The organism is Streptomyces sp., from assembly GCF_031181705.1.
In the GTDB taxonomy this organism is placed as follows: domain Bacteria; phylum Actinomycetota; class Actinomycetes; order Streptomycetales; family Streptomycetaceae; genus Streptomyces.
The window spans coordinates 1-12,371 of sequence record NZ_JAPSKN010000157.1 but is presented as its reverse complement, the minus strand read 5'-3'; the positions used below and the strand labels follow the sequence as shown (position 1 = coordinate 12,371).

9 protein-coding genes are annotated in these 12,371 nt (G+C 74.0%); 6 read left to right on the top strand and 3 right to left on the bottom strand.

From position 1 onward, the window contains the following. Nucleotides 1-613: 613 nt before the first annotated feature. Nucleotides 614-1,444, bottom strand: coding sequence for a DNA-formamidopyrimidine glycosylase family protein (locus RIN80_RS23330; protein WP_309097605.1), 831 nt, complete (start codon nt 1,442-1,444; stop codon nt 614-616). A gap of 60 nt (nt 1,445-1,504) precedes the next feature. Further along, on the bottom strand, nt 1,505-6,499 hold the full coding sequence (locus RIN80_RS23325; protein WP_309097604.1) for an ATP-dependent helicase: 4,995 nt from the start codon (nt 6,497-6,499) through the stop codon (nt 1,505-1,507). Nucleotides 6,500-6,635: 136 nt separating this feature from the next. On the opposite strand from RIN80_RS23325, the gene RIN80_RS23320 reads away from it, so the two are divergent. From RIN80_RS23320 to RIN80_RS23310, 3 genes are read left to right on the top strand one after another with little or no spacing between them, the layout of a single operon-like run. After that, nucleotides 6,636-7,493 (top strand): AraC family transcriptional regulator, encoded by an 858-nt coding sequence (locus tag RIN80_RS23320; protein WP_375141786.1) that lies wholly within the window; start codon nt 6,636-6,638, stop codon nt 7,491-7,493. 23 nt (nt 7,494-7,516) lie between these two features. Continuing rightward, a complete protein-coding gene (locus RIN80_RS23315; protein WP_309097603.1) occupies nt 7,517-8,236 on the top strand; it encodes an AzlC family ABC transporter permease in 720 nt (239 codons plus the stop codon). Then, nucleotides 8,233-8,541 (top strand): AzlD domain-containing protein, encoded by a 309-nt coding sequence (locus tag RIN80_RS23310; RefSeq protein ID WP_094053822.1) that lies wholly within the window; start codon nt 8,233-8,235, stop codon nt 8,539-8,541. Before RIN80_RS23315 ends, RIN80_RS23310 begins: the two co-directional genes overlap by 4 nt. On the opposite strand, the gene RIN80_RS23305 is transcribed toward RIN80_RS23310, so the two are convergent. Beyond that, nucleotides 8,542-9,486 (bottom strand): hypothetical protein, encoded by a 945-nt coding sequence (locus tag RIN80_RS23305; protein ID WP_309097602.1) that lies wholly within the window; start codon nt 9,484-9,486, stop codon nt 8,542-8,544. It lies immediately after the preceding gene. A 79-nt stretch (nt 9,487-9,565) separates the two neighbouring features. On the opposite strand from RIN80_RS23305, the gene RIN80_RS23300 reads away from it, so the two are divergent. The 3 genes from RIN80_RS23300 to RIN80_RS23290 all read left to right on the top strand — a co-directional run. Continuing rightward, nucleotides 9,566-9,760: a DUF3046 domain-containing protein gene (locus tag RIN80_RS23300; RefSeq protein ID WP_309097601.1), complete on the top strand. Its 195-nt coding sequence runs from the start codon at nt 9,566-9,568 to the stop codon at nt 9,758-9,760. 90 nt (nt 9,761-9,850) lie between these two features. Continuing rightward, a complete protein-coding gene (locus RIN80_RS23295) occupies nt 9,851-11,119 on the top strand; it encodes an AI-2E family transporter (RefSeq protein WP_309097600.1) in 1,269 nt (422 codons plus the stop codon). An 845-nt stretch (nt 11,120-11,964) separates the two neighbouring features. Beyond that, nucleotides 11,965-12,371, top strand: a 407-nt coding sequence (locus tag RIN80_RS23290) for an ATPase domain-containing protein (protein ID WP_309097599.1), incomplete at its 3' end; no start/stop codon positions are given.

Below are 12,371 nucleotides of genomic sequence, written 5' to 3'. Positions count from 1 at the left end.
TTTCAGAGGGGCGGGGTCGGCGCTCCTGTGTGGGGTGGCGTGTGCGGTGCGCCTGTGTGCCGGTGGTGCGCCCTGTGCGCGGGCCCGGGCACCCGAATAGCGTCGGGCTGGAGGTGGCGGCCATGGCGGGGATAGGGCGCCGGGGGGTCCCTGGCTGGGGGGCTCGTGGGGCGGCGCTGGGGCTCGGGGCGCTGTGGTGGTGGGCCGTGGTGCGGTTGGTGGTGTCGCCAGGGGCCGGGGTGCTGGAGGCGACGGTGGCCGCCGGGGGGTGGGGGCTGAGCGTGCTGCCGGTGCACTGTGTGCCGAAGGGGCGGGCCGGCGGGGTGGTGGTCGGTGCGGGGCGGCTGCGGAGGTCGCTCGGAGTGAGGGTGCGGGGGGTCGGGGTGCGGGGGGTGGCGCGGCGGGGGTGAGCTTTAGCGGGTGGGGGTGCGGGGGTGGGAGTGGTGGTCTTGGGGCGCGCGGTCCGCGCAGCGCACGGTTGCGCCTGCCTCGGCCCGCAGGAAGGCGCTGGCGGCCGATGCCGCTCGCGGCGCCGGTGAGGAACGAGGTGCGGCCGGTGAAGTCGTACGCCGCGACCGGCATGAGGGGACCGCACGAGTGCTTCTGACGGTCGTCAGCGGGCGGCGTCGCGGCTGATGCGCCGGGCCGGGGCCGGGGTCGGGCCCGGTTGGCAGGCCGGGCACCAGTACGTGGGGCGTTCGCGGGAGCCGTCGCCCTGGTCGGCGACCCGGATCGGAGTGCGGCAGCGCAGGCAGGGGCGGCCGGCCCGGCCGTACACGAAGAGGTCCTGACCGCGGAGGCCCGTCGTGACGCGGGTCGGGCGCTCGCGGTTGGCTTCCAGCAGTCTCTTGGCGAGTACCGGCAGCATCGCGGCGCGGTCGGCGGGCAGCACGCCCGCGGGGAGCCACGGGGTGACGCCGAGCAGGAAGCAGAGCTCGCTCTTGTAGACATTGCCGATGCCGGCGAGGTTGCGCTGGTCGAGCAGGGCCTCGCCGAGTTCGCGGGCCGGGTCCCGCAGGACGTTGGCGAGGGCCAGGTCGGGGTCCCAGTCCGGGCCCAGGAGGTCGGGGCCGAGGTGGCCGATCGCGTGGTGTTCGTCGGTGGTGCGCATCAGCTCCAGCACGGGGAGGCGGTAGCCGACGGCCGTGCGCTCCGTGGTGCCGAGGATCGCGCGGATCTGGTGCCCGGGGCCGCCGCTCCAGCGCCGGCCGTTCGCGTAGACCTTCCAGGAGCCGTCCATCCGCAGGTGGGAGTGGAGGGTCAGACCGCCCTCGATGCGGGTGAGGAGGTGCTTGCCGCGTGGGGTGACGTCCAGGACCGTGCGGCCCGTGAGGTCGGCCGTGGCGAAGCGGGGCACCCTGAGGTCGCTGCGGGTCAGCACGTGGCCCGCGAGGGCGTCGTGCAGCCGCCTCGCCGCCTGCCAGACCGTGTCTCCTTCGGGCATGGGTCCAAGGGTGGCACGTCGACCGCGCGCACGGACGGTGCCCCTGTCGTGGTCCGGCCGTCAGGCGCGCAGGCGGAGGCCTCTTGGCGTCGCGATGAAGCCCGCTCCTTCCAGGAGGGTGCCGACCGGGGAGGTGAGCGCCTGAGCGCCGTTGACGCGCTCCACCGTGACCGTGCCCAGGGAGCCCGCGCGGGCGGCCGAGGCCAGGGCTTCGGCGGCGGTGTGCAGGCGGGGATCGTCACCCGGGTCGCCGTCCGGATCGGCGGCCCAGGCGAGCAGGGTCTTGCCGCCGCGCTCCATGTAGAGCGTCAGCTCACCGTCGACGAGCACCACCAGGGAGCCCGCCTTGCGCCCCGGCTTGTGTCCGGCACCGGTCGGGGGCTCGGGCCAGGGCAGGGCCGCGCCGTACGCGTTCGCCGGATCGGCGGCGGCGAGTACGACGGCCCGGGACGCGTCCGCGCGGGTGCGACGGCCGGAGAAACCGGAGTCGTAGGCCGCTCGTCCGCCGTTCTGCCAGGGCGGGGCGGCCTGCGGTGCGTAGTCGCGGGGCGAGATCCACTCGCCCGGGGCCGGCTTGGACGGATCGTACGAGGAGCCTGCTCCGGGGAAGCCCTCGCGGCCCGGGTCGTCCGTGTGGTCGGCGGAGGGGGTGTCGTCCGGCCCGGCGAAGTCGTGGGCCGGGAAGGGGCCGGGGCCCGCGAATGGGCCGGGGTCGGCGCCCGCGAACGGGCCGGGAGCGGGGGGCGCGAACGGGTCGGCGCCGGTGCCCGCGAACGGGTCGGGGCCGGAAGCCGGTCCTGGCAGGGGCTCGCCGCGGTCGCGGGCGTTGGCCACCGCCCGCAGCCGGTCCACCGCGCCGTCCATCGCGAACTGCGCGGCGCCGAGCCCCTCCACGACATAGCCGCGGCGGGCCTGGCCGCTCTCCTCGAAGACGGACAGGACCCGGTACGTCGCCGAGAAGCCGCCCTCGACGCCCTCCGCCGCGACCGCGCCCCTGGTGACCACGCCGTGCCGGTCCAGCAGGGTGCGCGCCAGGGCGTGGGCCCGCACGGTCGCGTCGGCCTCGTGGGGCGGGAGCAGGGACCAGCGGCCCGCGACGGTCGGCGGGCCCGAGCGGGACGCCGTCCGGGCCGCGGCCGTCAGGGAGCCGTAGCGGCCGCGCGGGACCGCGCGCTTGGCACGGTGGGCCGTGGAGCCGGCGGTACGGCCCGAGCCGAGCAGGGAGCGCAGAGGGCTGAGCGTGTCGTTGGTCAGCCGGCCCGACCAGGCCAGGTCCCACAGGGCGTCGGCCAGCTGGGGATCGGTGGCCTCGGGATGGGTGGTGGCGCGGACCTGGTCGGCGATCTGGCGGAAGAACAGACCGTAGCCGCCGGAGAGCGTGTCCAGGACCGACTGGTGCAGGGCGGTCAGCTCCAAGGGGTGCGGGGGAGGCAGGAGCAGCGGGGCGGCGTCCGCCAGGTAGAGGGAGACCCAGCCGTCCTTGCCGGGCAGGGAGCCCGCCCCGGCCCAGACGACCTCGCCCGCGGCGGTGAGTTCGTCCAGCATCGCCGGGGTGTAGTTCGCGACCCGGGACGGCAGGACCAGCTTCTCCAGGGCGGAGGCCGGCACGGACGCGCCCTGGAGCTGCTCGATGGCGCGCACCAGGCCGTCGACGCCACGCAGGGAGTGCCCCCTGCCGATGTGCTGCCACTGGGGCAGGAACTGGGCGAGCGCGGCCGGAGGCACCGGCTCCAGTTCGTGCCGCAGGGCGGCCAGGGAGCGGCGGCGCAGCCGGCGCAGCACGGCCGCGTCGCACCACTCCTGGCCGATGCCGGCCGGGTGGAACTCGCCCTGGACCACCCTTCCCGCCGCGGACAGCCGCTGGAGGGCGCCCTCGGTGACCGCGACGCCCAGGCCGAAGCGGGTGGCAGCGGTCGCCGAGGTGAACGGGCCGTGGGTGCGGGCGTAGCGGGCGAGGAGGTCGCCGAGCGGGTCCTTGACGGGCTCCGTGAAGGCTTCCGGGACGCCGACCGGCAGGGCGGTGCCCAACGCGTCGCGCAGGCGGCCCGCGTCCTCGATGGCCGCCCAGTGGTCGGCGCCGGCGATCCGGACCCGGATGACGCGCCGGGCACCGGCCAGCTCCTCGGCCCACCGCGGTTCGGCACCCCGCTCGGTCAGCTCCGCCTCCGTCAGCGGGCCGAGCAGGCGCAGCAGGTCGGCGACGCCCTCGGCGTCCTTGACGCGGCGGTCCTCGGTGAGCCACTGCAACTCCCGCTCCAGCTCGGCCAGCACCTCGGCGTCCAGCAGCTCGCGCAGCTCCGCCTGGCCGAGCAGCTCGGCCAGCAGCCGGGAGTCCAGCGACAGGGCGGCGGCCCGGCGCTCGGCGAGGGGGGAGTCGCCCTCGTACAGGAACTGGGCGACGTAACCGAACAGCAGGGAGCGCGCGAAGGGGGACGGCTCGGGCGTGGTGACCTCGACGAGGCGGACCTTGCGGGACTCCAGGTCGCCCATCAGCTCGACCAGCCCGGGGACGTCGAAGACGTCCTGGAGGCACTCGCGGATCGCCTCCAGGACGATCGGGAACGAGCCGAACTCGCTCGCCACCTGCAGCAGTTGCGAGGCGCGCTGCCGCTGCTGCCACAGCGGCGTGCGCCGGCCCGGGGTGCGGCGGGGCAGCAGCAGCGCGCGGGCGGCGCACTCACGGAAGCGGGAGGCGAACAGGGCCGAGCTGCCCACCTGGTCGGTGACGACCTGGTCGACTTCGCCCTTGTCGAAGACGACGTCGGCGGCGCCCACGGGGGCCTGCTCGGCGTCGTACTCCCGGCCCGTCCTCACCGGTTCCTGGTCCAGCAGGTCCAGGCCCATCAGGTCGGCGTCGGGCAGGCGCAGCACGATGCCGTCGTCGGCGTGCATGACCTGCGCGTCCATGCCGTACCGCTCGGAGAGCTTGGCCCCGAGCGCGAGCGCCCAGGGGGCGTGCACCTGCGCGCCGAAGGGGGAGTGCACGACCACGCGCCAGTCGCCGAGCTCGTCGCGGAAGCGCTCGACGACGATCGTCCGGTCGTCCGGGATGTGGCCGCAGGCCTCGCGCTGCTCGTCCAGGTACGACAGCACGTTGTCCGCCGCCCAGGCGTCCAGCCCGGCCGCGACCAGGCGCAGGCGGGCGTCGTCCTTGGACAGCGAGCCGACCTCGCGCAGGAACGCGCCCACCGCCCGGCCCAGTTCGAGCGGGCGGCCCAGCTGGTCGCCCTTCCAGAAGGGCAGCCGGCCCGGCACGCCCGGGGCGGGGGAGACCAGCACGCGGTCGCGGGTGATGTCCTCGATGCGCCACGAGCTCGTGCCGAGCGTGAAGACGTCGCCGACGCGGGACTCGTAGACCATCTCCTCGTCGAGCTCGCCGACCCGGCCGCCGCCCTTCTTGGGGTCCGATCCGGCGAGGAAGACCCCGAACAGGCCGCGGTCGGGGATCGTGCCACCGGAGGTGACGGCGAGGCGCTGGGCGCCGGGGCGGCCGGTGATCTCGCCGGTGACGCGGTCCCACACCACGCGCGGGCGCAGCTCGGCGAAGGCGTCGGAGGGGTAGCGGCCGGCCAGCATGTCCAAAACCGCCGTGAACGCCGACTCGGGGAGGGAGGCGAAGGGGGCGGCCCGGCGGACGGCGGCCAGGAGGTCGTCGAACTGCCAGGTGTCCATCGCCGTCATCGCGACGATCTGCTGCGCCAGGACGTCCAGCGGGTTGGCGGGGACCTTGAGGGACTCGATGGCGCCCGTGCGCATGCGTTCCGTGACCACCGCCGCCTGGACCAGGTCGCCGCGGTACTTCGGGAAGACCACGCCGGTGGAGACCGCGCCCACCTGGTGCCCCGCGCGGCCCACGCGCTGGAGTCCGGAGGCCACCGACGGGGGTGACTCGACCTGGACGACGAGGTCGACCGCGCCCATGTCGATGCCCAGTTCCAGACTGGACGTGGCCACGACCGCGGGCAGGCGGCCCGCCTTGAGGTCCTCCTCGACCAGGGCGCGCTGCTCCTTGGACACCGAGCCGTGGTGGGCCCGGGCGATGACCTGCGGCGCGCCCTGGGAGGCTCCCGAACCGCCCATGAGCTCGGCGGGGGAGTGATGCTCGTCCAGGGGCTCCCCTGTGGCCCGCTCGTAGGCGATCTCGTTCAGGCGGTTGCACAGGCGCTCGGCGAGGCGGCGGGAGTTCGCGAAGACGATCGTGGAGCGGTGGGACTGGACCAGGTCGGTGATCCGCTCCTCCACGTGCGGCCAGATCGAGGGGCGCTCGGCGCCCTCCGAGCCGTCCGACACCGGGGAGCCGCCCAACTCGCCCAGGTCCTCGACCGGGACGACCACGGACAGGTCGAACTCCTTGCCCGACTCCGGCTGGACGATCTCCACCTTGCGGCGCGGGGAGAGGAAGCGGGCCACCTCGTCGACCGGGCGGACCGTCGCGGACAGGCCGATGCGGCGGGCGGGCTTCGGCAGGAGGTCGTCCAGCCGCTCCAGGGAGAGCGCCAGGTGGGCGCCGCGCTTGGTGCCCGCGACCGCGTGCACCTCGTCGAGGATCACCGTCTCCACGCCGGTCAGCGCGTCGCGCGTGGCCGACGTCAGCATCAGGAACAGCGACTCCGGGGTCGTGATCAGGATGTCCGGTGGCCGGGTGGACAGGGCGCGGCGCTCCGCTGCCGGGGTGTCTCCCGAACGGATGCCCACCTTGATCTCGGGCTCGGGCAGGCCCATCCGCACGGACTCCTGGCGGATGCCCGTCAGGGGGCTGCGGAGGTTGCGCTCGACGTCGACGGCCAGGGCCTTGAGCGGAGAGACGTACAGGACGCGGCAGCGCTTCCTGGGGTCGGCGGGGGGAGGGGTCGAGGCCAGCTGGTCCAGCGCGGCCAGGAAGGCGGCCAGGGTCTTGCCGGAGCCGGTCGGGGCCACGACCAGCACGTCCGAACCCTCGTGGATGGCCTGCCACGCGCCGGCCTGGGCCGTGGTGGGCGCGGGGAAGGCGCCCGTGAACCAGGCGCGGGTCGCGGGGGAGAAGCCGTCGAGGGGGCCGGGCGCTTTGCTGACCATGCGTCCATCGTGCACCCCGGCACTGACAACGGAGACCGCGGCGAGTCCGCCTGCCGTCCCGCGGCCGGCTCAGCGGAGGGCGGGCCGTGTACCCGCCCGCCGTCCCGCTGCCGGTCGCAGGCCGGACAATGGGGGGATGAGCGAGCGCGCGCGGCACTGGCAGTACGAGGAACTGCCCGGGGTGGACCTGCTGCGGGCCCGGTATGTGCGCAAGACCTTCGTGCGGCACACACACGAGAACTTCGTGATCGCCGCCATCGCGGACGGCGTGGAGGTGTTCCACCACGGCGGCGGCGATCAGTACGCGGGGGCGGGGGCCCTCGCGCTGGTGAACCCGGACACTCCGCACACCGGGCGGGCCGGGGTGCCCGAGGGATGGCGCTACGGGGCGGTGTATCCCTCGGCCGACGTGGTGGCGGAGATCGCGGCCGAGACGACGGCCCTGCGGGGGACGCCGGGGTTCGTCAGTCCGGTGGTGGACGACCCCTACGCCGTCGGGCTGGTGCACCAGGTGCTGCGGGCCGCCGACGAGGGCAACGCGCTGGCCGCCGACACGCTGCTGCGGGTCGCCGTGACGAGGTTGCTGCGGCTGAACGGCGGGCCCATGCCGAGGCGTGCGGTGCGCACGGCGGGGGCCGCGATCGCGGCACGCGCGCGTGGCGTGCTGGAACAACGGATGGCGCGGCCGCCGAGCCTGGAGCAGTTGGCCACCGACCTCGGGACCAGCCCGTTCGCGCTGCTACGGGCCTTCCGGGACACCTACGGGATGCCACCGCACGCGTGGCTCACGGACGCGCGGGTCCGCAGGGCGCGGCGCCTGCTCGACGCGGGGACGGCACCCTCGGAGGTGGCCGCCGCCGTGGGATTCACCGATCAGCCGCACCTGAACCGGCACTTCAGCCGGATCGTCGGAGTACCTCCCGGGGCGTACCAGCGGGAGCGCAGGAACGCGCAAGACCCGTCGTGGCGCAAGAACGTACAAGACCCGTCGTAGCGGCCGGCCGTAGTTTTCTGTGCGTGGCAGAAACAGCTCTCAAGAATGCAGATACCGGCGGGAAGCCGGACCGGGCCGTCGTACGGGACGCCCTGGGCGTCGGGGTGGCCGTCGGGCTCTCCGGGTTCGCCTTCGGCGTGACGTCGGCCGGGAGCGGACTCACGCTGTGGCAGACCTGCGCCCTCAGTCTCCTCGTCTTCACCGGTGCCTCCCAGTTCGCCCTGGTGGGCGCCCTCGCCGGCGGGGGCAGTCCGTTCACGGCCGCTGCGGGGGCGTTCTTCCTCGGCGTGCGGAACGCCTTCTACGGTTTGCGGCTGTCGCAGGTGCTGGCCCTCCCGCGCGCGGTGCGGCCGTTCGCCGCCCAGTGGGTGATCGACGAGACGGCCGCCGTCGCGCTGGCCCAGCCCACGCGCCGCACCGCACGGATCGGCTTCTGGGTGACCGGCCTGAGCCTGTACGTGCTGTGGAACCTCACCACGCTCCTGGGTGCCCTGGGCGCCGAGGCCATCGGCGACACCGACGCCTGGGGGCTGGACGCCGCGGGACCCGCCGTGTTCCTGGCGCTGCTCGCACCCATGCTCAAGAGCGGCACCGAGCGGGCCGCCGCCGGACTCGCCGTCCTGCTGGGCATCGGGCTGCTGCCCGTCCTGCCCGCCGGCGTGCCGGTGCTGCTGGCCGCGCTGGCGGCACCCGTCGTGCTGTGGGCGGACGGCCGGCGCCGGGGACGGGGGGCCGGCCGATGAACGTCTGGATCGCCATCGGCGTGACCGTCCTCGGCTGCTACGCCGTCAAGCTGGCCGGACTGCTGGTGCCCGCCGGCGCCCTGGAGCGGCCTGTCGTCAAACGCCTGGCCGCCCTGCTGCCCGTGGCGCTGCTCGCGGCCCTCACGGCCCAGCAGACCTTCGCCGACGGACAGACGCTGGTGCTGGACGCACGGGCCGCCGGGCTGGGTGCCGCCGCCGTGGCGCTGCTGCTGCGCGCGCCCTTCCTGCTCGTCGTCGCGGCTGCCGTGGTGGTGACCGCGGGGGTGCGAGCGCTCGGTGCGTGATCAGCCGACGGGCCGGCCGTACGCGCCGAGGGTGCGCAGGGCGTCGATCGTCACCATGGCACGGGCTTCCAGCGCCGGGGCCGGGGCCCACTGGCGCCCCCGGACCGGCCAGCCGCCGTCCTCGCCCTGCTGGGCCGCGAGGTGATCCAGGGAGCGGGCCGTCTCGTCGTCCGTGAACCACGCGCGCGCGAGGGAGTGGGGTGTCCGCGCGTAGTCGTGCGGGAAGTGGTGCTCGCCCGGGGCGTAGCCGGGGGAGAGCGGGTACGCGTCCAGGCGCTCGGGGTCCAGTACCGCGAGGCCCTGTGCGCGTACCAGGCGGCCCAGACGATCGGCGGCGGCCTCCGCGCGCGGGCGGTCGGGGACGGCGTCCAGGAAGGCCACGGCGGCCTCGATCTCGTACGGGTGCGACTTCTCCAGGGACTCGACCGCCTGCCAGCAGAAGTCCGTGGCCCGGAAGAGCCACGCGTGCCACACCTCGTTGCGGTGCAGCAGCCCCACCACCGGCCCGGTGGCCAGCAGGTCGCTGGGCGGGTCGGCCACGACGGGCACGAACGGGGCGGTGGGACAGCCGCGCTGACCGGGGTGGACCGCCGGCAGCGCGCCGTCCGCCGTGGAGACGGACGTCAGATAGCGGCACACGCGCTCCACCCGTTGGCCCGCACACCGCCCGACGGCGTCCAGCACGCGCAGGGCACGGGCGGTGTGCAGCGGCTGGCTGACCGGGCCGCGCAGGTCCGGGTCGAGGCCGTGGCCGTACCCGCCGTCCCCGTTGCGGTAGGCGTCCAGGGCCGTCTCCACGGCGTCGGCGGAGCCGCCGCGGAAGTGGTGCGCGAAGAGGTGTTGCTCCAGCACGCGCGCGGTGAGCCAGACGAAGCGTTCGGCGCGCGCCACGGGGGTGAGCGGCGGGGACGTCGGGGGGAGTGCGGATGCTCCTGTTGCGGCCATGGACCGACCGTAGGGCGCGAAGGGGCGCGCGCAGGCGGTCCCGGCTCAGGCCCACCCCCAGGGGCGGGATACTGGAGTCATGCGGTTGACGGTCTTCTGGCAGCGGATGGCGGAGCACTTCGGTCCGGGGGCCGCCGACACCTTCGCGCGCGACCACGTCATGTCGGAGCTCGGCGGGCGCACGGTGAACGAGGCGCTGGACTCCGGCTGGGACGCCAAAGACGTCTGGCAGGTGGTCTGCTCGGTGATGGACGTGCCCCGGGAGAAGCGCTGAACGCTGCCGACGGGCCCTTGGGAGCGCCGGCCGGTCACGAAGATCGCAGGCGGGCAGACGGCTGTCGGTGGCGTGAGTGAGACTTGGTCCGTGGCACCCACTGACGAGACCGGGCAGGCAGCCCGGCAGGCATCCCCGTTCGGCACGACGCCGCCCGCCCTGCCCCCCGCCGGCGGGACCGCCGGACCGAACGGACGCATGCCGCGCTGGTTGCCGCGCGCCATGGTGCTCGCGCTCGCGCTCGTCGCCGTCTTCCAGCTCGGCAGCTGGGCGTTCCACCAGCTCACCGGCCTGCTGATCAACATTCTCATCGCGTTCTTCCTGGCCCTCGCCATCGAGCCGGCGGTGAGCTGGATGGCCTCACGCGGCATGCGCCGGGGGTTCGCCGCGTTCGTCGTCTTCATCGGCGTGGTGATCGTGGCCGCGGGCTTCGTCACGCTCCTCGGGTCCATGCTCGCCGGGCAGATCATCAAGATGGTCGAGGGGTTCCCGGACTACCTCGACTCCGTCATCAACTGGGTCAACGCGCACTTCAAGACGGACCTCAAGCGCGTCGACATCCAGGAGGGCCTGCTGCGCTCCGACTGGCTGCGCAACTACGTGCAGAACAGCGCCACCGGCGTCCTCGACGTCTCCGCTCAGGTCATCGGCGGCCTGTTCCAGCTGCTGACGGTCGCGCTGTTCTCGTTCTACTTCGCCGCGGACGGCCCGCGACTGCGCCGCACCATCTGCTCCGTCCTGCCGCCCGCCCGGCAGGCCGAGGTGCTGCGCGCGTGGGAGATCGCCGTGAACAAGACCGGCGGCTACCTGTACTCGCGCGGCCTGATGGCGCTGGTCTCCGGCATATCCCACTTCGTGCTGCTGCAGATACTCGACGTGCCCTACGCGCCCGTGCTCGCCGTGTGGGTGGGCCTCGTGTCGCAGTTCATCCCCACCATCGGCACGTATCTCGCGGGTGCGCTGCCCATGCTGATCGCGTTCACGGTGGACCCCTGGTACGCGCTGTGGGTGCTGATCTTCGTCGTCATCTACCAGCAGTTCGAGAACTACGTGCTCCAGCCCAAGCTGACCTCGAAGACCGTCGACATCCACCCCGCGGTCGCCTTCGGCTCGGTCATCGCGGGCACCGCGCTCCTCGGTGCCGTCGGCGCGCTGATCGCCATCCCGGCCATCGCCACCCTGCAGGCCTTCCTGGGGGCGTACGTGAAGCGCTACGCCGTCACGGACGACCCTCGGGTCCACGGACACCGACGTGGTGAGGGGCCCGGCCTGGTCACGCGCGCGCGGGGGCTGTGGGCGGCACGGCGGCCGGGCGAGCGACGGCACGCGGACGAGGGCTCCGCGGAAGACGGCTCCTGAGCGACCGGACGCCGCCGGGCCCGCCTCCGGGCGGACGGAGGGACAGACCGCCCGGCACTGCGCGCGTTCGGGGTGGTCGCGGTCTGCTGCCGAAGAGCTGGACCGCGCGCTCGCCCTCCCTGTCCACGGAGTGTGAGAACTCCGCGACCAGGAGCAGGAGCTCCAGCAGCCTGGACCGTACGGATGCCTCCGGCTCGGCCGTGAGACGGATCAGGTACGGCAGGGCCGCCGGCATGGCCGGGCCCGTCTGGAAGACCCCTCTCCATGAGGACGTTGCAGAGCACCCTCTCCGCCGCGGTGGCCGCGGCCCGATCGAGCAGTCCGCGCAGCAGCGCCGGAATCCCGGCGGGGCACCCGGGGAGCCCCGCCCAGACGATCCTGCCGCGGCCGCGCAGCGCGGGATGCTCCCGGCCGGCCTCCGCCGCCGCGGGGAACTCCTGGAGGAACCGTGTGACGAAGGCATGCTTGGCCGCCGCGTCGGTCCGGCACCTCCGTCTGTCTCCCCTGCTGGTCGACCGTGGCCGTAGGGGCGCACGGTACTTCGGCACGGTCGGCCGTGTCCGGGCCGGTCTGCCCGGTCGGGCGTGCCCGGTCCGGGCCGAGCGATCGGCCCGGGAACCGGGGAGCCTGTGCTCCAGGTGCCGTGTGGTGCGCTTGACACGAAAATCGAACATCCATTCTTATGGGAGCACCGGCCAGGCTCAACGACGGGCGTTTCGACGTAGTTTGGGGGGAGAAGTGCCCGAGTTATCCACAGGCCGGACGTGCGTCGAGGCGCATTGTCAGTGGCAGGCGTTAGCGTCTTTGACGTGAAGCGATCGACTCAAGCAAATCGGGTGGAACCCATGGCAGGAACCGACCGCGAGAAGGCCCTGGATGCCGCGCTCGCACAGATTGAACGGCAATTCGGCAAGGGCGCGGTCATGCGCATGGGCGACCGTACCCAGGAGCCCATCGAGGTCATCTCGACCGGATCCACCGCCCTGGACGTGGCCCTCGGCGTGGGTGGCCTGCCGCGTGGCCGCGTCGTGGAGATCTACGGACCGGAATCCTCCGGTAAGACCACCCTGACCCTCCACGCGGTGGCGAACGCGCAGAAGGCCGGCGGCCAGGTCGCCTTCGTCGACGCGGAGCACGCCCTCGACCCCGAGTACGCGAAGAAGCTCGGCGTCGACATCGACAACCTCATCCTCTCCCAGCCGGACAACGGCGAGCAGGCCCTGGAGATCGTGGACATGCTGGTCCGCTCCGG

Bases quoted from the DNA above. Each gene is read 5' to 3' on its own strand.
- RIN80_RS23320 (WP_375141786.1), top strand. From the start codon at position 6,636: ATGAGCGAGCGCGCGCGGCACTGGCAGTACGAGGAACTGCCCGGGGTG.
- RIN80_RS23300 (WP_309097601.1), top strand. From the start codon at position 9,566: ATGCGGTTGACGGTCTTCTGGCAGCGGATGGCGGAGCACTTCGGTCCG.
- RIN80_RS23325 (WP_309097604.1), bottom strand. From the start codon at position 6,499: ATGGTCAGCAAAGCGCCCGGCCCCCTCGACGGCTTCTCCCCCGCGACC.
- RIN80_RS23330 (WP_309097605.1), bottom strand. From the start codon at position 1,444: ATGCCCGAAGGAGACACGGTCTGGCAGGCGGCGAGGCGGCTGCACGAC.
- RIN80_RS23310 (WP_094053822.1), top strand. From the start codon at position 8,233: ATGAACGTCTGGATCGCCATCGGCGTGACCGTCCTCGGCTGCTACGCC.
- RIN80_RS23305 (WP_309097602.1), bottom strand. From the start codon at position 9,486: ATGGCCGCAACAGGAGCATCCGCACTCCCCCCGACGTCCCCGCCGCTC.